Annotated in this window: 18 protein-coding genes; 4 read left to right on the forward strand and 14 right to left on the reverse strand. The window is 66.7% G+C overall.

What is annotated here, in order from left to right:
• From NWF24_RS25865 to NWF24_RS25895, 7 genes are all read right to left on the reverse strand, one after another.
• The gene (locus NWF24_RS25865) at window positions 1-792 is read right to left on the reverse strand and encodes an L-iditol 2-dehydrogenase (RefSeq protein WP_258351043.1); all 792 of its coding nucleotides are present in this window, start codon (window positions 790-792) and stop codon (window positions 1-3) included.
• Complete coding sequence (gene dalD, locus NWF24_RS25870) at window positions 789-2,177, reverse strand: D-arabinitol 4-dehydrogenase (RefSeq protein WP_258355351.1); 1,389 nt, start codon at window positions 2,175-2,177, stop codon at window positions 789-791. The genes NWF24_RS25865 and dalD overlap by 4 nt, the downstream gene beginning before the upstream one ends.
• 82 nt (window positions 2,178-2,259) lie before the next feature.
• A complete protein-coding gene (locus NWF24_RS25875) occupies window positions 2,260-3,300 on the reverse strand; it encodes an ABC transporter ATP-binding protein (protein ID WP_093048388.1) in 1,041 nt (346 codons plus the stop codon).
• A gap of 17 nt (window positions 3,301-3,317) precedes the next feature.
• Window positions 3,318-4,154 (reverse strand): carbohydrate ABC transporter permease, encoded by an 837-nt coding sequence (locus NWF24_RS25880; RefSeq protein ID WP_093075940.1) that lies wholly within the window; start codon window positions 4,152-4,154, stop codon window positions 3,318-3,320.
• A 13-nt stretch (window positions 4,155-4,167) separates the two neighbouring features.
• Entirely contained in the window at window positions 4,168-5,025 is an 858-nt protein-coding gene (locus NWF24_RS25885; protein WP_093048382.1) for a carbohydrate ABC transporter permease, read from the reverse strand.
• Window positions 5,026-5,167: 142 nt separating this feature from the next.
• A complete protein-coding gene (locus tag NWF24_RS25890) occupies window positions 5,168-6,478 on the reverse strand; it encodes an ABC transporter substrate-binding protein (RefSeq protein WP_258351044.1) in 1,311 nt (436 codons plus the stop codon).
• A gap of 181 nt (window positions 6,479-6,659) precedes the next feature.
• On the reverse strand, window positions 6,660-7,589 hold the full coding sequence (locus NWF24_RS25895; protein WP_176928685.1) for a LysR family transcriptional regulator: 930 nt from the start codon (window positions 7,587-7,589) through the stop codon (window positions 6,660-6,662).
• Window positions 7,590-7,681: 92 nt separating this feature from the next.
• Between NWF24_RS25895 and NWF24_RS25900 the strand changes: the two genes are divergently transcribed.
• Both NWF24_RS25900 and NWF24_RS25905 read left to right on the forward strand, forming a co-directional pair.
• Window positions 7,682-8,659: a Bug family tripartite tricarboxylate transporter substrate binding protein gene (locus tag NWF24_RS25900; RefSeq protein ID WP_258351045.1), complete on the forward strand. Its 978-nt coding sequence runs from the start codon at window positions 7,682-7,684 to the stop codon at window positions 8,657-8,659.
• Window positions 8,660-8,702: 43 nt separating this feature from the next.
• Window positions 8,703-9,764 (forward strand): 4-hydroxythreonine-4-phosphate dehydrogenase PdxA, encoded by a 1,062-nt coding sequence (locus NWF24_RS25905; RefSeq protein WP_258351046.1) that lies wholly within the window; start codon window positions 8,703-8,705, stop codon window positions 9,762-9,764.
• Between the two features lie 57 nt (window positions 9,765-9,821).
• Here NWF24_RS25905 and NWF24_RS25910 read toward each other — a convergent pair whose 3' ends face one another.
• The 3 genes from NWF24_RS25910 to tal form a co-directional block, all read right to left on the reverse strand.
• On the reverse strand, window positions 9,822-10,154 hold the full coding sequence (locus NWF24_RS25910) for a DUF805 domain-containing protein (RefSeq protein WP_093048371.1): 333 nt from the start codon (window positions 10,152-10,154) through the stop codon (window positions 9,822-9,824).
• A gap of 139 nt (window positions 10,155-10,293) precedes the next feature.
• A complete protein-coding gene (gene pgi / locus NWF24_RS25915; RefSeq protein WP_258351047.1) occupies window positions 10,294-11,847 on the reverse strand; it encodes a glucose-6-phosphate isomerase in 1,554 nt (517 codons plus the stop codon).
• Window positions 11,848-11,849: 2 nt separating this feature from the next.
• Window positions 11,850-12,806: a transaldolase gene (tal, locus tag NWF24_RS25920; RefSeq protein WP_258351048.1), complete on the reverse strand. Its 957-nt coding sequence runs from the start codon at window positions 12,804-12,806 to the stop codon at window positions 11,850-11,852.
• A 242-nt stretch (window positions 12,807-13,048) separates the two neighbouring features.
• Here tal and NWF24_RS25925 point away from each other — a divergent pair, with 242 nt between their 5' ends.
• The gene (locus tag NWF24_RS25925; protein WP_258351049.1) at window positions 13,049-13,717 is read left to right on the forward strand and encodes a lipocalin family protein; all 669 of its coding nucleotides are present in this window, start codon (window positions 13,049-13,051) and stop codon (window positions 13,715-13,717) included.
• Here NWF24_RS25925 and NWF24_RS25930 read toward each other — a convergent pair.
• From NWF24_RS25930 to NWF24_RS25945, 4 genes are read right to left on the reverse strand one after another with little or no spacing between them, the layout of a single operon-like run.
• Window positions 13,663-14,325: an HAD family hydrolase gene (locus NWF24_RS25930; RefSeq protein ID WP_258351050.1), complete on the reverse strand. Its 663-nt coding sequence runs from the start codon at window positions 14,323-14,325 to the stop codon at window positions 13,663-13,665. The genes NWF24_RS25925 and NWF24_RS25930 overlap by 55 nt on opposite strands.
• Window positions 14,326-14,337: 12 nt before the next feature.
• Entirely contained in the window at window positions 14,338-15,390 is a 1,053-nt protein-coding gene (locus NWF24_RS25935; RefSeq protein WP_258351051.1) for an ABC transporter ATP-binding protein, read from the reverse strand.
• A 16-nt stretch (window positions 15,391-15,406) separates the two neighbouring features.
• Window positions 15,407-17,668: an ABC transporter permease gene (locus NWF24_RS25940; RefSeq protein ID WP_258351052.1), complete on the reverse strand. Its 2,262-nt coding sequence runs from the start codon at window positions 17,666-17,668 to the stop codon at window positions 15,407-15,409.
• On the reverse strand, window positions 17,669-18,682 hold the full coding sequence (locus NWF24_RS25945; protein ID WP_093075952.1) for an ABC transporter substrate-binding protein: 1,014 nt from the start codon (window positions 18,680-18,682) through the stop codon (window positions 17,669-17,671).
• Window positions 18,683-18,850: 168 nt separating this feature from the next.
• Between NWF24_RS25945 and zwf the strand changes: the two genes are divergently transcribed.
• Complete coding sequence (gene zwf / locus NWF24_RS25950) at window positions 18,851-20,323, forward strand: glucose-6-phosphate dehydrogenase (protein ID WP_093048351.1); 1,473 nt, start codon at window positions 18,851-18,853, stop codon at window positions 20,321-20,323.
• The last annotated feature ends 8 nt before the right edge of the window (window positions 20,324-20,331 follow it).

The raw sequence follows: 20,331 nt of genomic DNA on the forward strand, positions 1-20,331 counted from the left end.
TCAGCTCATCACGTTACCGCCATCGACATTCAAAGTCTGCGCCGTGATGTAGCGCGCCTCGTCGCTGGCAAGAAATACCGCCGCCCCTGCAATGTCGCTCGGCACGCCCATGCGCCCGAGTGGCACTGCCAACCCCACCTGCCGCTTCTTCTCTCCGGGCGGCAGCCCTTCGGCCTTGGCGAACAGGCTGTCGACATGGTCCCACATCGGCGTATCGACCACACCGGGCGCAATGCCATTGACACGGATGCCGTGCGGCGCCATGGCCAGCGCGGCGCTCTGCGTGTAGCTGATGACGGCCGCCTTGGTCGCGCAGTAGTGCGACACCAGCGCCTCGCCCCGGCGCCCCGCCTGCGAGGCCATGTTGATGACTGACGCGCCTTGCGTGCCCGCCTCGACCATGTGGCGCAGCACGGCCTGCATCACGAAGAACATGCCCTTCACGTTGACGGCGAAGAGTTTGTCGAACGAGGCTTCGTCGCTGTCGAGCAGCGGTGCCAGGTCGAACACGGCCGCGTTGTTGAACAGCGTGTGGATGGGCCCGAAGGCCACCTGCGCCTCGGCCAGCATGTGCGCGATGGCCTGGGTGTCGGTGACGTCGGCTGCGATGTAGGCGAGCTTGTCGGGGTGATCCTGCTGCAGCGCTCGCACGGCTTCGGGCGCGGCGGTGGCGCGATCGATCACGGTGCAGCGCGCGCCTTCGGCGATGCAGGCCTGCGCCACGGCCAGGCCGATGCCGCCGCCCGCGCCGGTCAGCAGCACATGCCGGTCCTGCAGGCGCCCGCTCGTCATGGTCGACTTTCCGCGGCGACGAAGCGCGCGACGCGTTCGCTGGCCTGCCGCACGGCATCGATCAGCCGAGCGTCGGCGGCGATGTTTCCCCACAGGCCCGCGTCCGAGCACAGTGCAACGACCGGGTCGGCCGCATCGCAGATCGCATGAGCCACGGCCTCGTCCATGCCCTGGTCCTGATAGACGTAGGGCAGCGCACCCTTGTGCCAGCGCTGCAGGAACGCGAGGAACAGCGCCGGCAGCATCGCAACGCTGTCGACGGGCTGGCCCGCCGCCAGCCGCTCACGCACCGTCGGCGCGATGAAGCCCGGAATCTTCGAGAAGCCGTCCGCCGCCACTCGCTGGTTGGTGTCGCGGATGGCGGGGTTGCCGAAGCGGTCGAGCACCACGTCGCGGTACGCCGCGAGGTCGATCGGGCTCGGGCTCAGGCAGGGAATGACGTCGTCGGTGACGTAGTCGAACGCCATCTTGCGGATGGCCGCGTTGTGCGTGCCTTCGTGGATGAAGTTCAGCCCCACCAGCGTGCCCGCCCAGGCGATGCAGCTGTGCGTGGCATTGAGGATGCGGATCTTGGCCTCTTCGTAAGGCTGCACCGATTCGACCAGCTCCACGCCCACGCGGCCCCAGTCAGGGCGTCCGGCTGCGAAGTTGTCTTCGATGACCCACTGGATGAAGCTCTCGCCGGTAACGGCTGCCGCATCGTCGCGGCCCGTGGCAGCCTTTACGCGTGCGCGCAGTTCGGGCGGCGGGCGCGGCGTGATGCGGTCGACCATCGCGTTCGGGCAGCGCGTGTTCGCGTTGACCCATGCCAGCAAATCAGCGTCGCCCGCCAGCTCGATGAACTCCAGCAGCCCGGCGCGGAAGCGGTCGCCGTTGTGGCGCAGGTTGTCGCAGTTCAGCAGCGTGACCGGGCCCGCCTTCGCGGCCTTGCGCGCGCGCAGGATCGCGCAGACGGCGCCGTAGATGGTCACTCCGTCGCCGCCGGCCTCGCCGCGACGCGCGCGTTCGACATCGGCCGCCAGGTCGCTGAACGACAGGTCGAGCTTGCTCTTGTCGTCGAGGTAGTAGCCAGCCTCGGTCACGGTGAACGACACGATGCGTGTTGGCGGCGCCGCGCCGCGCGCGATCACGCCGGCCAGCGAGCGCTCCCAGGGCAGCACTTCGCGGATGGCTTCGACCTCCTCGTAGCGGTACTCGCCTGCCGGCGACACGGTTTCGAGCGTGTAGCGTCCGCCCTGCGCCTGCAGTGCAGCAACCACATCGGCCATGTCCGGCCGGATGTTGGCGCCCGATAGCGACCAGCGGGTGTCGCCCGCGTCGATCAGCCTCTGCAGGTACACCGCCTGGTGGGCGCGGTGGAATGAGCCAAGACCGAGGTGAAGCACCGTGAACTCCGTGAGAGCCGGTGGGATTTGCGCGATGGTCACGGGAATGTCCGTTGAAAAGACGGTAGAAGAAAAATGAAGGTCACGCGGCGACCGAACGGCCTTCGCGGTTGAAGAGATGCAGCACCGACGGGTCGAGCTCCACGGCCACGTCGTCGCCGGCCTGCAGCGGCGTGCGGTCGTTCTGGCGCGCGATGAGCGGCACTCCGCCCACGTCGACGTGGATGAGCGTGTCGGCGCCCAGCGCCTCGATCAGCTCGACGCGGCCCTGAACGTCGCTCACCGGCGCGCCCTGCTTCGGATGCACGCGCAGGCCCTCGGGGCGTACGCCCAGGAAGCCGTCGGCGGGCAGCTTGCCGCCTGTGGCGGCAGAGAAGCTGGGAATGGCATTCGCCGCCACCATGTTCATCGACGGCATGCCGATGAACTGCGCGACGAACTGGTTGGCCGGGTGGTCGTACAGCTCCAGCGGCGTGCCGACCTGCTCGATGAGCCCGTCTTTCAGCACCACCACGCGGTCGGCCAGCGTCATGGCCTCGACCTGGTCGTGCGTCACGTAGATGGTGGTCGCGCCGAGCGCACGGTGCAGCTTGTGGATTTCGACCCGCGTGTTGCCGCGCAGTGCCGCGTCGAGGTTCGACAGCGGCTCGTCGAACAGGAACACCTTGGGCGCACGCACGATGGCGCGGCCGATGGCCACGCGCTGGCGCTGGCCGCCCGACAGGTCCTTGGGCGTGCGGTCGAGGTACTGCGTGAGGTTGAGCGTCTTCGCCGCATGATCGACCTTGGTCTTGATCTCGCTCTTCGACACGCCCGCGAGCTTCAGCGCAAAGGACATGTTGTCGTACACGCTCATGTGCGGATAGAGCGCATAGCTCTGGAACACCATCGCAAGGTCGCGCTTGCCCGAAGGCGCCCAGGTGATGTCCTTGCCGTCGAGCAGCAGGTTGCCGCTGGTGATGGGCTCGAGCCCGGCAATCAGCCGCAGCAGCGTCGACTTGCCGCAGCCCGAAGGCCCGACGAAGACGATGAACTCGCCCTTCTGGATCTGCAGGTCGACGCCCTTGATGATGTTGACTTCACCAAAGCTCTTCTTGATGTTCTTGAGTTCGAGGTAGGCCATGAGATGTCTCCCTTTCTTTACTTGACGGCGCCGAAGGTCAGGCCTTGGACGAGTTGCTTCTGGCTGAACCAGCCGAACACGACGATAGGCGCAATGGCCATTAGCGAGGCGGCCGACAACTTGGCCCAGAACAGGCCCTCGGGGCTGGAGTACGAAGCGATCAGCGTGGCCAGCGTGCCGGCCTTGGCGGAGGTGAGGTTCAGCGCCCAGAAGGCCTCGTTCCAGCTCAGCACCAGGCACAGCAGGCCGGTCGATGCGAGCCCGCCCACCGACAGCGGCATCACGACGTGGCGGAACTCGGTCCAGAGGTTGGCGCCGTCCATGCGCGCGGCCTCGAGGATCTCGGGCGGAATATCTTTGTAGGCGCTGTAGAGCATCCACACCATGATCGGCAGGTTCGACAGCGTGAACACGATGGTCAGCGCGGTGAGCGAATCCAGCATGCCGGCGGTCTGCGCGATCACGTAGATCGGCACCAGCGCGCCCACGGCCGGCATCATCTTGGTGGAGAGCATCCACATCAGGATGTCGCGCGTCTTCTTCGTGCGAAAGAAGGCCATCGAGTACGCGGCAGGCGCCGCGATCAACAGGCCGAGGATGGTCGAGCCCAGGCTGGTGATGAGCGAGTTGCGCGCGTACAGCAGGTAGTCGCTGCGGCGCTGCACTTCGCTGAAGTTGCCGAGCGTGGGCTCGAAGATGAACAGCGGCGGCACGTGAATGGCCTGCAGCTCCGTCTTGAAGGCCGTGAGGAACAGCCAGCCGAGCGGAAAGAACAGCAGCAGCGTGACGGCCCACGCGCCCACGGTGCGAATGGCCTGGGGCAGGAAGTTGCTGGGGGCTTGTTGTTGTTGCATGACGTGTTGCTCCTCAATCGAGGTTCTTGCCGATGATCCGGATGAGGAACACGGCCACGATGTTGGCCAGCACCACCGCGAACAACGCACCCGCAGAAGCCACGCCCACATCGAAGTTCATGAGCGACTGCTTGAAGATCATGTAGGTCATGTTCGTGCTCTCGTTGCCCGGGCCACCGTTGGTGGTGATGGCGATCTCGGCGAACACGCTGAGCAGGAAGATCATCTCGATCATGATCACCACCGCCATGGGGCGCGCGAGGTGCGGAATGGTGAGATAGAAGAAGCGCTGGAACGAGCTTGCGCCGTCCATGCGCGCGGCTTCCATCTGCTCGCGGTCGAGCGACTGCAGCGAGGTGATGAAGATCAGGCAGGCAAAGGGCAGCCACTGCCAGGCCACCATGATGATCACCGACAGCAGCGGCACGTCGGTGAGCCAGTCGACCGGCTGGGCGCCGAAGGCGCGCCACACGTCGGCCAGCACGCCGTAGATGGGGTTCATCATCATGTGCTTCCACAGCAGCGCATTGACCGCGGGCATGACGAAGAACGGCGAGATCAGCAGCACCCGCACGATGCCGCGCCCCGGGAAGGGCTCGTTCACCAGCAGCGCGAGCAGCACGCCGAACACCACCGTGATGACGATCACGCTGCCGATCAGCAGCAGCGTGTTCCACGTGGCCGGCCAGAAGTCCGGGTCGGTGATGAAGTAGTGAAAGTTCTCGATGCCCGCGAAGGTGCGTTCACCGGGCTGCATGAGGTTGTAGTTGACGAACGAGAAGTACAACGTCATCACGAGCGGCACGATCATCCAGAGGAAGAGCGTGAGCACCGCGGGCGCCATGAGGGCGCGGGGCAGGAGTCTTTTCATTTTGTGTTCCTCTCCGGGGGCTGTTGCCCCCTCTCCCGCTTGCGGGAGAGGGTTGGGGTGAGGGCAAGCGGCGTCGGCGACGCACGCGCTGCTGCCCCCTCACCCTGGCCCTCTCCCCGAGGGGAGAGGGGAAGGAAGCGGGTTACTTGTAGTACCCGGCCTTCTTCATCTCACGCTCGGCTGCGGTCTGCGAAGTCTTCAACGCCTGGTCCACAGTGACCTTGCCCGACAGCGCCGCGCTCATCTGCTGCCCCACCGCCACGCCGATGGCCTGGAACTCCGGAATGGCCGCGTACTGCACACCGACGTACGGCGACTTCGGCAAGGTGCTGTCGGTGAGGTTCGCGCTGTCGATCGCCTTCTTCTCTGCAGCAGCGAACTTGGCGACCTTCTGGAACTCGGGGTTCGCATAGGTCGACTTGCGCGTGCCTGTCGGCACCGAGGCCCAGCCGGTTTCCTTGGCCACGAGGTTGATGTATTCCTTGGAGGTGGCCCACTTGATGAACTTCTGCGCCGCGTCGTCCTTGGTCGAGCTGGCCGGAATGGCGAGGTTCCAAGACCACAGCCAGTTGGCGCCCTTCGGCGTGGAGGCGGTCGGTGCCTGCGCGAAGGCCACCTTGTCGGCCACCTTCGACTGCTTCGGATCGCTGATGAACGAGGCCGCGATGGTTGCGTCGACCCAGGCCGCGCACTTGCCTTCGTTGAAGAGCGCCAGGTTCTCGTTGAAGCTGTTGGCCGATGCGCCCGGAGGGCCGTCCTTCTTCATGATGTCGACGTAGAAGGTGATCGCGTCCTTCCAGGCCTTGGTGTCGATCTGCGGCTTCCACTGCATGTCGAACCACTGGCCGCCGTTGGTGTTGACCAGCGTGGTCAGGAAGGCCATGTTGTCGCCCCAGCCCGGCTTGCCGCGCAGGCACATGCCGTACACGCCCGCCTTCGGGTCGTTGGCCTTGTCGGCGAACTCCTTCACCTGCGCCCAGGTCGGCTGGTCGGAGAACTTCACGCCCACCTTGTCGGCCAGGTCCTTGCGGTACATGAGCATCGAGCTCTCGCCGTAGAAGGGCGCGGCGTAGAGCTTGCCGTCGGTCGACAGGCCGTCGCGGATGGCGGGCAGCAGGTCGTCGATGTCATAGGCGGCATCGGTGGCAATGGGCTTGAGCCAACCCTTCTTCGACCAGATCGGCGTTTCGTACAGGCCGATGGTCATCACGTCGAACTGGCCGCCCTTGGTGGCGATGTCGGTGGTCACGCGCTGGCGCAGCGTGCCTTCTTCCAGCGTGACCCACTTGAGCTTGATGTCGGGGTACGCTTTTTCGAAGAAGGGGGTGAGCTTCTGCATCTCGATCATGTGGCCGTTGTTCACGGTCGCGATCACGAGTTCGGTGGCGGCCTGGGACACGACGCCCGAGCCGATGAGTGCGAGGACGAGGCCCGCTTTCAGAAAACGCTTCATGTTGTCTCCTAGAGGTGAGCGACGCCCTGTTGTGCCTGTCGGGTCGCCGTGGCCGGATTCTGGAGAAACGCGCTTGCGGTTTTGGTACTTCGATTGCCACTGCCGGTACTTTCATGCACCAGTTGGCTAGTGAATTCCCTAGTTGATGCAATACAGCATGGAAAACGGCAGTCCTAAGGCCTCAGGCGCCGCCCAGCAGCTGGCGGCGGAACTGCGCTGCCGCCGGCGACAGCGCCCGGTCTTCCCGCGTGATCAGGCAGATCGGCGGCACGCGCACCGGCAGCTCCACCGGCACGGTGCGCAGCACGCCCAATCGGGCGTAGTGGTTGGCCTGCGAGGCGGGCATCACGGCGGCCATGTCGGAGTTCTCCAGCAAGGCGGTGATGGCGATGGGCGATGCCGTTTCGATGATGTCGAGCCGGGCCTGGATGCCGGCCTCGCGCATCGCCGCCTCGAAGCGCCCACGCTGCGGCGAGCCCGGCGGCTGCAGCACCCACGACCAATTCGCCATGCCGGCCAGCGTGACGGTGGCGCGCTCGAATACCGGGTGCGCGGTGCGCACCACGACCACCATCGACTCGCCGAGCAGCGGCACGCTCGCGTACTTCGCCTCGTCGTGGCTCTCGGTGAGGCGGCCCAGCACGAGATCGACGTCGCCCTGCTCCAGCTGCGCCTGGATCACGTCGCTGGTTTCGACCACCACCGACACGGCCACCTGCGGATGGCGGCGGCGGTACTCCACCAGCGCCGGCGCCAGCAGTTCGGGCACAGCACCCGGCACACTGCCCACGCGCAGGGCACCGCTCAGGCCCGAGCGCAGGGCCAGCATCTCCTCGCGGGCGGTGCCGAAGTCGCTGAGCACGCGGCGCGCGTAGCGGATGAGGATGTCGCCGTAGGGCGTGGGCTCCATGCCGCGCGCCAAGCGCTCGAAGAGCTTTTCGCCGAGTGAATCTTCCAGTTGCTGCAGCAGCTTGGTGGCGGCGGGCTGGCTGATGTTCATGGCCTCGGCCGCCCGGCCGAGGTGGCGATGGGCATCGAGCCGGGCCAGCAGCAGCAGCTGGCGCGGCCGCACGTGGAGCATCAGCGAGGCATCGGTCAGTCCGGAAGTCATATGCAAAAGTATATGAATCTTCAGGCTTTTACGATTGGATCGCGAGGGAGAAGCTCCGTACGCTCGGGCTCATTACAAGCAGGAGACACCCGATGAAATTTCCCTCTCTCGCCCGCGCGGCGGGGCTGGCCGCTGCCGCCCTGCTGGCCGTGTCAGCGGCTGGCGCGCAGTCGAGCTACCCCGACAAGCCGATGCGCATCATGGTCGGCGCCTCTCCCGGCGGCGGCACCGACATCCTGGCGCGCGTGCTGGCCGACAAGTTCTCGCCCGCGCTCAAGCAAACCGTGGTGGTCGAGAACCGGCCGGGTGCCTCCAACACCATCGCCGGCGAACTCACGGCCCGCGCGCCAGCCGACGGCGCCACGCTGCTGCTGGCCACCAACACGGCGCAGGCGGTGGCGCCGCACATCCTCAAGCTCAAGTACGACCCGCTGAAAGACCTGCAGCCCGTGGGCCTGGTGGCCGTAATGCCCAACGTGCTGGTGGTGTCGGCCAGCTCGCCCTACAAGTCGGTGAAGGACCTGGTCACGGCCATGGCGGCCAAGCCCGGTGGCTTCAAGTACGCCTCGTCGGGCATCGGCAGCACGCAGCACGTGGGCGGCGAGGCCTTCAACCTGGCCACCGGCATGAAGTCGATTCACGTGCCCTACAAGGGCAGCTCGCAGGCGCACATCGACATCATCGCGGGCGAAGTCGACATGATGTTCGACAGCACCTCCTCGGCCATGGGCCAGATCAAGGCCGGCAAGTTCCGCGCGCTGGCCGTGAGCGCACCGCAGCGCTCGCCCGAGCTGCCCGACGTGCCCACGCTGGCCGAGCAGGGCATCAAGGGTGCCGACGTGTCCACCTGGTACGGCCTCTACGTCACGGCCGGCACGCCGCGCCCCGCGGTCGAGCGGCTGAGCGCCGAGCTCACGCGCACGCTGAAGCTGGCCGACGTGCAGACGCGCATCAGGGCCTTGGGCGGCGAGCCCGGCGCGCTTACCGGTGAACCCTTTGCGGCGATGAACAGGCAGGAGTTCGACCACTACGGCCAACTCGTGCGCGACGCCAACATCAAGGCCGAATGAGCCGGCCCGCTCCCTTTTCATTCAACCTGCATCCGAGCACACCATGTCCACCACCACCAAGACCTCGAGCGTGATCTCCGCCAAACCCCGCATCGTCGTTCTGCTGGGCGACCCCAGCGGCGTCGGTCCCGAAATGGCCGTGAAACTGCTGGGGCGCCAGCGCAACCTGGACGCCGCGCGCGTGCTGCTGATTGCCGACCCGATCGTGCTGGCCGCCGGCGAGCGCGCGGCGGGCGTGAAGCTGAACCCGCTGCAAGTCGAGAACCTCGATTCGCTGCGCTTCGAGGACGGCCGCCCCAGCCTGCTCACGCGCGACTGGATGGAGGGCCTTGAGCCGGTGCTGGGCGAATCGAACGAACAGTCCGGCCGAGCCTCGTTCGAGGCGCTGGAGCTGGCCACGCTGGCGGTGCGGCGCGGGCAGGCTGAAGGCATTCTCTTTGCGCCGCTCAACAAGCATTCGCTGCGCCTGGGCGGCCTCGTGCATGAAGACGAGCTGCGCTACATGCAGGAGCGCTTCGCGGTGACGGGCTTCGTCTGCGAGTTCAACCTCACAGGATCGCTCTGGACCTCGCGCGTGACCTCGCACATTCCGCTGAAGGACGTGGCGAGCCACATCACTGTGCAAGGTGTGAGCGACGCCGTAAAGATCATCGCGTCGGCGCTGCGTCGCGCGGGCGTGGTGCATCCGCGCATCGCGGTGACGGGGCTCAACCCGCATGCGGGCGACGGGGGCTCCATCGGCATGGAAGAAATCGAGATCATCGCGCCCGCTGTCGAGCAACTGCGCGCCGAAGGCTTTGATGCGCGCGGCCCGTTCTCGCCCGACACGGTGTTCATCGGCGCGCGGCGCGGCGACGTCGATGCAGTGGTGTCGATGTACCACGACCAGGGCCAGATCGCGATGAAGCTCATGGGCTTCGAACAGGGCGTGACGCTGCATGGGGGCCTGCCGGTGCCGGTGGCCACGTCGGCCAGCGGCAGTGCCTTCGACATCGCAGGCCAGGGCATCGCGAAGATCGAAGGGCTGCAGCAGGCCTTCGACCTGTGCGTGCGCATGGCGAGCGGCGCGCCGGCGCGCACGGCCGCTCAGGCAGTCGCTGCGTGAGTCTCTCGGCAGGACCAAACAAAAAGGGCCGCTTGCGCGGCCCTTCTTTTTGAAAACTCAGGCGGTTGGCGGTTCGCCGTAGCTGTTGGACTCGGGCTGCGTCGGCTGCACGTAGAAGTAGATCAGCACGAGGTTGACGAGCGGAATGAGCGCCAGCAACAGGAACCAGCCGCTCTTGCCGATGTCATGCAGGCGGCGCGCTCCCACGGCCAGCGCGGGCAGCAGCAGGGCCAGGGCCGCGATGCCGTACACGAACCGATGGATCAGGCTTGCCACGATGAGAATGACCAGCTGTCCAAGTACGAACCACCAGAACTCCGAGCGCGAGGCGCGCCCGCTGAAATCCACGTACTTGTTCAGACAGGTCTTGACCGCTGTTTGAAAATTCATTGATCGACTCCTCTTGATTGGTCCCAGGGAAATTTCCCCGGGCCATCATATAGATGCGTCTTTCAACGGCAAACTCGGCTAGAAGCGATAGCCGGCCTGCAAACAAATGGGTTATGAATTGGCTTGCAAGCGGCCCAATTCAGCTGCCCAGCCGCTTCAGCAGGCCCGCGGTCGATGCATCGAGCCCCATGACATCGCCCGATGCGAGGCGCGGTTCGATGTCCTTTGCAAGCACCTTGCCGAGCTCCACGCCCCACTGGTCGAAGCTGTTGATGCCCCACAGCGCGCCGCTGGTGAACACGCGGTGCTCGTACATCGCGAGGAAGGCACCCAGCGATTCAGGCGTGAGCTTCTCGAACACGAAGAAGGTGCTCGGCCGGTTGCCCGGAAAGTTCTTGTGGCCGCCCTCGTCGAGCTTGCCCACCATCAGCGCCTGTGCCTGCGCGAGCGCATTGGCCAGCAGCTTGGGGTGATGGCCTTCGAGGTCGTGCGAGGCATCGCGCACCGCCACGAATTCGAGCGGGATCACGTCGGTGCCCTGGTGCAGCATCTGGAAGTAGGCGTGCTGCCCGTTGGTGCCGGGCTCGCCCCACAGCACAGGCGAAGTGCCGAAGGCCACGGGCTTGCCGCTGGCATCGACCTGCTTGCCGTTGCTTTCCATCTCCAGCTGCTGCAGGTAGGCCGGCACGCGCTTCAGCGCGCTGTGGTACGGCGCGATGCTGCGGCTCGTGAACTTGTGGAAGTTGCGATACCAGACGTCGAGCAGGCCCAGCCGCACCGGCAGGTTCTGCGCGAGCGGCGCGGTACGGAAGTGCTCGTCCATTGCGTGCGCGCCCGCCAGCAGCCGGCGGAAGCCGTCGGCGCCAATGGCCAGCGCAATCGGCAGGCCGATGGCCGACCACAGCGAATAGCGCCCGCCCACCCAATCCCAGAAGCCGAAGGTGGTGTCGATGCCGAACTTCTTCGCCGCTTCCACATTGGTGGTGAGCGCCGCGAAGTGGCCTGCGATGTCGGTGCCGCCCGATTGCTCGTACCAGCGCTTGGCAGAAAGCGCATTGGTCATCGTCTCGGCCGTGGTGAAGGTCTTCGAGGCAATGAGGAACAGCGTGTGCTCGGGCGCGAGGCCCTGCAGCACGCCCGCCAGCTCATGGCCGTCGACGTTCGAGACGAAGTGAAAGCGCTTGCCCGGCGCGGCGAACTCGGCCAGCGCCAGCACCGCCATCTGGGGGCCGAGGTCAGAGCCGCCGATGCCGATGTTGACCACGTCGGTGATCGTGTGGTCGGCGCGCACCTTCTCGGCATAGGCCAGCATCGCGTCGAGCGTGGCGTGCACTTCGCGCAGCTCGTGCGCCGTCTTCGGACCGGTCGGCGCGTCGGCCGGCGCGCGCAGCAGCGTGTGCAGCACGGCGCGGTCTTCGGTGTTGTTGATGTGCTCGCCGGCGAACATGGCGTCGCGGTGCGCCTCGAGGCCGCATTCGCGGGCCAGCTCGAGCAGCAGCTCTTCGGTGCGCGCGTCGATCAGGTTCTTCGACAGGTCGGCGAAGACATACGGCGCCTCCTGGCTGAAGCGCGCGAAGCGGCCCGCGTCGTCCACGAAGGCATGGCGCACGTCGAACTGGCGGCCTGCGGTTTCGAAGGCGGCCTGCAGTTGCGCCCAGGCCGGCGCGCGATCGCATCGAAGGGTCATGGCCATGTTTACTTGCCGCTTTCCTGCATGAGCTTTTCGAGCTTCACGGCATCGGCCGCAAAGGCGCGGATGCCTTCGGCGAGCTTCTCGGTGGCCATGGCGTCTTCGTTCAGCGCAAAGCGGAAGCCCGCCTCGTCGTAGCTGACCTTGGCGACGTCGCCGCCGGCTGCCGCCTTTGCGTCGAGCGCGTGCTGCAGCGGCTCGTTGTTGGCGGCCAGCTCGGCCAGCAGCTCGGGGCTGATGGTCAGCAGGTCGCAGCCGGCGAGCGCCTGGATCTGTCCCACATTGCGGAAGCTCGCGCCCATGACTTCGGTCTTGATGCCGTGCTGCTTGTAGTAGTTGAAGATTTCGCGCACCGACTTCACGCCGGGGTCGTTCGCGCCGGCGCTCGCGGCTTCGTCCCACTTGGCGCCGGCCGACTTCTTGTACCAGTCGTAGATGCGCCCCACGAAGGGCGAGATGAGCTGCACGCCGGCTGCGCCGCAGGCCACGGCCTGCGCGAACGAGAACAGCAGCGTGAGGTTGGTGCGAATGCCCTTCTGCTCCAGGGCACGCGCCGCCTCGATGCCTTCCCAGGTGGAGGCCACCTTGATGAGCAGGCGCTTTTCGGTGTCGATGCCTTCGGCCTTGTAGAGCGCCACGATGCGCTCGCCGCGCGCAATGGTCGCGGCCGTGTCGAAGGAAAGGCGGGCGTCGACTTCAGTGGACACGCGGCCCGGGATGATCGAGAGGATTTCGGTGCCGAAGCGCACCAGCAGGCGGTCGATGACCTCGTCGAGCGGCTTGCCCGCGTGCTTCTTCACGGTCTCGTCGAGCAGCGGCCGGTATTCGGGCTTCTGCACGGCCTTGAGGATCAGCGAGGGATTGGTAGTCGCGTCCTGTGGCTTGGAAACGCTGAGCTGCTTGAAGTCACCGGTGTCGGCGACGACGGTGGTCCATTGGCGGAGGGCATCGAGTTGGTTCATGAAATCATTATCCAGTGCGGGTTGTGACAAGTCCTGCACGCAGTTGCGCGTCGGCCGATGTTTTCATGCGCACCGTAGCACGGGTTTTCACGCGGCTCCATCGGCCTGATGCCCGTGTGGTTGTCGCCGCTGTCCGGCCTCCCCGCCCTACACCGCCTGTGGTCCGTGGCTGACGGGCGCGTGCCCTGCCCTTGGCTAGCCTGAGTTTTACGCCGAATGTCTTCATCCCTCAGGAGTGCCTCATGACCCCTCGCACGCGCGCCGACGCCACCACCGGCCGGCCTTTCGACGACCGCCGCACCAGTAGTGCGATCGGCGCAATGGCCACGGCCTTCGTCGTGGGCGGCGTGGCCACCTGGTTCGCCATGGACGCGGCGCGCACCGCACGCGCCCGGCCAGCCGGCCCTGCCGACGGCGCACCGCTGATGCGCGCGCCGCTGCAGGTGGTGGCGCCGGTCGATCTGCAGCGCTATGCGGGCATCTGGCACGAGCAAGCCCGCCTGCCGAACCGCTTCCAGAAACAATGCGCCGGCCCCGTGGTCGCCGAGTACACCCCGCAGCCTGGGGGCACCGTGCAGGTGCTCAATCGCTGCGTGCGGGAAGACGGCAACTTCGACGAGGCCATCGGTGCTGCCCGCGTGGTGCCGGTGGCAGGCCAGCCAGGCGCGGGCCGCCTCCAGGTGCGCTTTGCGCCAGCGTGGCTCGGCTGGCTGCCGATGGTCTGGGGTGACTACTGGATCCTGAAGCTCGACCGCGACTATCAGGTTTCGCTGGTCGGCACGCCCGACCGCCAATACCTGTGGGTGCTATCGCGCGCGCCGCGCCTGGACGAGGCCGTGCTGCGCGCGGAGCTGGACTACGCCCGCAGCCTGGGGTTCGACACCGACAAGGTGGTGCTCACCGGCAGGTAGCGCTGCAGCTGCGACGGCAGCACGGCCGGCGCGGTGCAATGAATGGCGTGCCAGCCGAAGGCACGCGCCGCCTCCACGTTGGCGGCCGAATCGTCGATGAACACGGTCTGTGCCGGGTCGAGGCGGTAGCGCATCGCCAGCACTTCGTAGATCTCGCGCTCGGGCTTGAGGAACTTCACGTCACCCGAGAACACGCCACCGTCGAAGCGCTGCATGAATGTGTGCCGGCGCTCGATGGCGCGGGCGTACGGTGCGGGCATGTTCGACAGGTAGTACAGGCGCAGCGGCTGGCCGGCTTCGCGGTGGGCGATCAGCTGTTCGAGCATGTCGACCGTGACGCCGATCGGCTCCAGCCGCTCGCCCAGCCCTTCGAGCATGGCGTGAAGCGGCCCGGCCGGCAGCGACAGCCGCGCCGTCATGCGGGCGATGGCGTCGTCCAGCGTGCGGGTGCCGCAGTCGAAACCCGTCCAGTCGTCGTGATGGAAAAGCGCCCTGCCCAGGGCCGCCGCAGCGGCTTCAGTGGGTGCGTGTTGGGCGAGATGGGCCTGTACCAGCCGTGTGGGCTCCCATGCGAACAGCACGGCGCCCAAGTCGAAAACCACGTTCATGGCGCCATTGTTTCATGCGCCGGGCACCACGCTCACGCCATGGGCTCCCAGGGACAGCGTGGCCTGCGCGCCGGCAGCCAGCGGGCGGGACAGGTCGGTCGACACCACGAAGACCGGCCCCAGGGTGGTGTCGAAGCCGTATTCGTAGAAGCTGCCGAGGTAGGCGGCCTTGCGCAGCGTGGCCGGAAGGCCGTCCGCCGCACCAATGGCGCCGATCTGCCAGGCTTCGGGCCGCACCGCCACCTTCACCGTGCCAGGCGCCACCGCGTAGCGCGGCTGCAGGCGCAGCGGGCCGAGCGCCACGCTGCCGTCGGCTTGCGCCGTAGCGGGAAACACCATCGCCTCGCCCATGAAGCCGGCGACGAACTCGCTCTCCGGCCGCCCGTAGAGTTGCTCGGGCGTGCCGCGCTGGGCAATCACGCCGTGGTCCATCACGATGATCTGGTCGCTCACGGCCAGCGCCTCGCTCTGGTCGTGCGTGACGTAGGCCACCGTGAGCTTCAGCCGCTGCTGCAGCGCGCGGATCTCCTCGCGCATCTCGCGGCGCAGCCGGGCGTCGAGGTTCGACAGCGGCTCGTCGAACAGCAGCACCGCCGGTTCGAGCACCAGCGCGCGCGCCAGCGCCACGCGCTGCTGCTGGCCGCCCGAAAGCTCGCTGGGCAGGCGCTCGTCGAAGCCGACCAGGCCCACGCCTCGCAGCGCCTCGCGTGCCCGCGACGTGGCCTCGTCCTTCTTCACGCCGCTCATGCGCAGGCCGTAGCTCACGTTCTCGATCACGTTCATGTGCGGGAACAGCGCGTAGCTCTGGAACATCATGCTGACGTTGCGCTCGGCCGGGCCGAGCGTGGTGACGTCGCGCCCGCCCATGAAGATCGAGCCCGAGGTCGGCGATTCGAGCCCCGCGATCATCCGCAGCGTGGTCGTCTTGCCGCAGCCCGAGGGCCCGAGGATGGTGGTGAGCGTGCCCACCGGTACTTCGAAGCTGATGCCCTTGACGGCCAGCGGCGCGTTCTTGTCGGCGCCGTAGCGCTTGGTGACGTTGCGGAATTCGATGCCGTTGCTCATGTCTGGTTCTCTCGTTTCAATGCACGGGCGCGGGCACAACCGGCACACCCGCCTTGCGCCGCCCAAGCTTGCGCTCCCCGACCACCCACTGCACCAGCGCAATGGCCAGCGACATCAGGATCATGAGCACCGTGCAGTACGCCAGCGCGATGCCGTAGTCGCCGTTGCCGACGCGGCCGATGATGTAGGTGGTGGCCAGCTCGTTCTCCGCCGTGACCAGGAAGATCACCGCGCTCACCGTCGTCATGGCACGCACGAAGCTGTAGACCAGCGCGGCCACCAGCGCGGGTTTGAGCAGCGGCAGCACCACCTTGAAGAGCGTCTGCGAGGTCGAGGCGCGCAGCATCAGCGAGGCCTCGTCGAGCGAGCGGTCCAGCTGCTTGAAGGCGGCCGTGCCAGCCCGCACGCCCACCGGCAGGTTCCGGAACATGAAGCACAGCACAATGATGAGCCCCGTGCCCGTGAGCTCGAAAGGCGGCACGTTGAAAGCCAGGATGTAGCTCACGCCCAGCACCGTGCCCGGAATGGCAAAGGCCAGCAGCGCACCGAACTCGAACAGCCCCTGCCCCCTGAACTCGTTGCGCGCCAGCAGCCACGCAATCAGCAGGCCCAGCGCCGCGGTAATGGGCGCCGAGATGCCCGCCAGCTTGAGTGTGGTGATCAGCGAGTTCCACGCCGTGCCAGCCCACACCAGCCCGAACTGCCCCCACTCCAGCGCAAACGCGTTCTTGAAGTGGTTCAGCGTGAAGCTGTAGTCGCGTCCCCAGGTCTGCACGAAGCCGCCCGCGAAGGCGAACAGGTACACCACGGCGGTAAACGCGATCCACGGCAAGGCAATGCAGTAGATGGTGCGGCGCACGCCGTCGGGCAGCGCCATCGCGATGCCGGCATCGCCCTTGCCGCTCACGGTGGTGTAGTTCTGCTTGCCCAGCACGCCGCGCTGCAGCGCGAATACGCCGAGCGCGAACAGCGTGAGCACCCAGGCCAGCGAGGCCGCACGGCCCTGGTCGTACTGCGCGCCGACGATGGCAAAGAAGATATCGGTCGACAGCACCGAGAACTGCCCGCCCACCACCACCGGGTTGCCGAAGTCGGCAATGCTCTCGATGAAGCCCACCAGGAAGGCGTTGGCCAGCCCCGGCTTCAAGAGCGGCAGTGTGATGGTGAAGAAGGTGCGGCGGCGGTCGGCGCGCAGCATCTGCGCGGCTTCCTCGAGGCTGGGCGCAATGCCCTGCACCACGCCGCGCATGATCATGAAGGCGATGGGCGTGAACGCGAACAGCTGCGCCACCAGCACGCCCGGCATGCCGTAGAACCAGCGCGTGGGCTCGATGCCGAACACGTTCTCCAGCACCTGGTTGACGATGCCGGCGCGGCCGAACAGCAAGATGAGCCCGAGGCCCACCACGAAGGGCGGCGTGATGATCGGCAGCAACGCCAGCACCCGCAGCGCGCCCTGCCCGCGCTTGCTGCCGCGCTCGGCCATCAGCGCCATCAGCGTGCCGAGGAAGGTGGTGCCGGCAGCCGTGAGCAGGGCCAGTACCAGCGTGTTCCACGCCACGCCGCAGCGCACGCCGCCGGAGAGGCAGCCAAGGCCCCAGATGCGCTCGGTGAACACGCGCGCGACGAACGCGGTGATCGACCACTGCCCGTCCTCATTGAAGAACGCACCGGACAACGCCTTGCTCACCGGATAGGCAATGAACAGCGCCATCAGCACGCCGCAGCCGATGACCGCGGCGGACACGAACAGGTCGCCCTTGAAGAGACCCAGCCGCGCAATGCCGAAGGCCGCCAGCAGCACCAGCGCGGTGAGCGCCACGAAGCCGCCCGCGCCGATGCCGAACTGGTTGATGGCCAGCTCGCCGAACTGCGCGTTGAGCGCCGCAAAGCTCCAGCCCCGCGCGCCGATGGCAAAGCCCGTGACGGCAAGCCCGATGGCACCGATCGCGCCGCCCGCCAGCAACCAGCGCCCTTGTGCCCGCCCCGCCGGCAGCCACGCGCCCACGGCGCACATCACCAGCCCCGCAAGGCCGATGAAGAGCCAGCTGCGGCCCTGCGTAGCCGCCTGCATCAGGCCGTTGGCGCCCTCCGCCTGGCCGAAAACCTGCGGAACGGCTTCGTACCAGGTGGCATCCTGAATCGCATACCAGGGCAGCAGCAGGTACGCCGCAAAGCCCAGCGCGACCCACGCCCAGATCCAGCGCCGCGAGCGCCGGATGGCAGCCAGCGACGCCGGATTGACCGGCGCGCTTTCAGCGACTGAACGCGCTTCCACTTAGCGCGGCAGCGAATTGACGTCTTTTTCCCAGCGCGCAATCAGGCGGCGGCGCTCGGCGCTGGCGCCGTACTTGGCGTAGTCGTAGTTGATGAACTTGATCTTCTTGAAATCGGGAATGCGCGGGTCGAGCTTGGCGTTGATGTTGCTCGGCAGCTGGAACTGCTTGTTGGCAGCGCCCAGCTCCTGCGCAGCGGGCGTCAGTGCCCATTCGTAGAACTTCTTGGCGGCATCGAGGTTGCGCGCGCCCTTGATGATGCTCATGGAGCCGATCTCGGCGCCGGTGCCGTCGCTCGGCGTGATGGTCTCGACCGGAAAGCCCTGCATCTTCTCGCCGGGGCCGTCATGCACGAAGCTGATGGAGATGGCGGTTTCGCCGCGTGCCACCGCCTTGATCGGGCCGGTACCCGAACGGGTGTACTGGCCCACGTTCTTGTGCAGCGCCTTGAGGTAGTCGAAGGCCTTGTCCTCGCCCATCATCTGAACCAGCGTGGCGATCATGGTGTAGGCCGTGCCGCTCGATGCGGGGTTGGCCACCTGGATGTCGCCCTTGTACTCGGGCTTGAGCAGGTCGGCCCAGGTCTTGGGCACCGGCAGCTTCTTCTTGGCCAGCAGCTCGGGGTTGTAGCCGAAGCCCAGCGGGCCCGAATAGATGCCGACCGTCTTGTAGCCCGACTGCTTGGCCTGCTGCTGGGCCCAGGGGTGCAGCTGCGACAGCGTGGGCGACTTGTATTCGAGCGTGAGCCCCTGCTCGGCCGCCTGCAGGTGCGGATCGCCGGTGCCGCCGAACCAGATGTCGGTCTTGGGGTTGTCCTTCTCGGCAATCAGCTGGGCCAGCGCTTCGCCCGAGCCCTTGAGCGCCATGTTGATGCGCACGCCGGTGGTACGGGCATAGACGGTGGAGATCACGTTGCACCATTCGGCCTGCACCGAGCAGATCACGTTGACGGTCTGGGCCGACGCGGCGGCCGACAGGCCGAGCAGCGCGGCTGCGGTGAGAATCTTGCTCTTCATTGGGTCTCTCCACCTCTGTGCAATAAAAAAAGGCCTCGCGGCCATGGGGCAGCGTAGCTTTAGTACAGGTCTCTTGAATCGGTACAAGTACCATCGCGACTGGCGCATGTCGCATCAGCGACGCATGCAGCCTGCCTCGGCACTCAGACAAAGGAAAGTTTTCTCATCATGAGCTTCGATCTCGTTCTGTTCGGCGGTACTGGCGATCTCGCGTGGCGCAAGCTGATGCCCGCGCTGTTCCAGGCATTCCGGCACGGCAGCCTGCCACCTGACGGCCGCATCGTCGGCGTGGCGCGGGACGACTTGTCGGACGACCAGTACCGGGAGCTGATCCAGTCGCGATTCAAGGCGGTCGAAGGCGCCAAGCGGCCCTCGCCCGAGGAGTTCGAGAAGTTCGCCTCCATGCTGCACTACCTGCGCATGGACCTTTCGAAGCCCGACGACTATGCCCGCCTGGCGAGCCTGCTCAACCAGCGCGACGCCAAGACGGTAGTGATGTACGTGGCCACGGCGCCTGCGCTCTTCACCCAGGTGGTCGAGCAGATCGCGGCGGCCGGGCTCAATGGCTCCAGGACCCGCATCGTGCTGGAGAAGCCACTGGGCCACGACCTGGCTTCCAACCGCGCCATCAACTCCGCCGTGGGCAAGGTGCTCGAAGAAAAGCAGGTCTTTCGCATCGACCACTACCTCGGCAAGCCTTCGGTGCAGAACCTGTTCGCCATGCGCTTCGGCAATGCGCTGTTCGAGCCCATCTGGCGCCGCGAGCACATCTCCAATATCCAGATCACCATCGCCGAAGACCTGGGCGTGGAAAAGCGCGGCGCCTTCTACGACCAGACCGGCGCACTGCGCGACATGGTGCAGAACCACGCGCTGCAGCTGCTGTGCGCCGTGGCCATGGAGCCGCCGATCAACTCGCACGCCGACGCCATCCGCGACGAAAAACTCAAGGTGCTGCGCGCCCTCAAGCCCTGGACGCCGGAGAGCCTGGGCCTGCACACGGTGCGCGGCCAGTACACGGCCGGCACGGCCTACGGCGAGCGGGTGCAGGGCTACCGCGACGAGCCGGGCGTGAACCCCGACAGCCGCACCGAAACCTTCGTGGCGCTGCGCACCGAAATCGCCAACTGGCGCTGGGCCGGCGTGCCCTTCTACATCCGCACCGGCAAGCGGCTGGCCTCGCGCGACGCGCGCATCGAGGTCAACTTCAGGCCCACGCCGCATGCGATTTATCGCGCGCCGGCAGGCAACGTCAACAAGCTGGTGATCAACCTGCAGCCCAAGGACGGGCTGGAGCTGCACATGCTCGCGCAGGCCCAGGACAACCGCCAGCGCACCAACGGCAACCAGAGCGCGGCCGCGCAACTGGCGCCGGTGCAGCTCGACCTCGACTTCGACAAGCGCTTCGGCGCCGAACGCGTGGGCGCCTATGAGCGCCTGCTGCTCGACGTGATCGACGGCCGCCTGAACCTGTTCGTGCGCAGCGACGAGCAGGAAGAAGCATGGCGCTGGGTCGAGCCGCTGATCGACAGCTGGGAATCGGACGGCGGCCCGCGCCCCTATGCGGCCGGCACCTGGGGCCCGAGCGCGTCGAGCGCGATGATTGCGCGCGACGGCTTCGCCTGGGGCGAAGAGCAGTAACGCCCGCG

Source organism: Variovorax paradoxus, from assembly GCF_024734665.1.
Taxonomy (GTDB): domain Bacteria; phylum Pseudomonadota; class Gammaproteobacteria; order Burkholderiales; family Burkholderiaceae_C; genus Variovorax.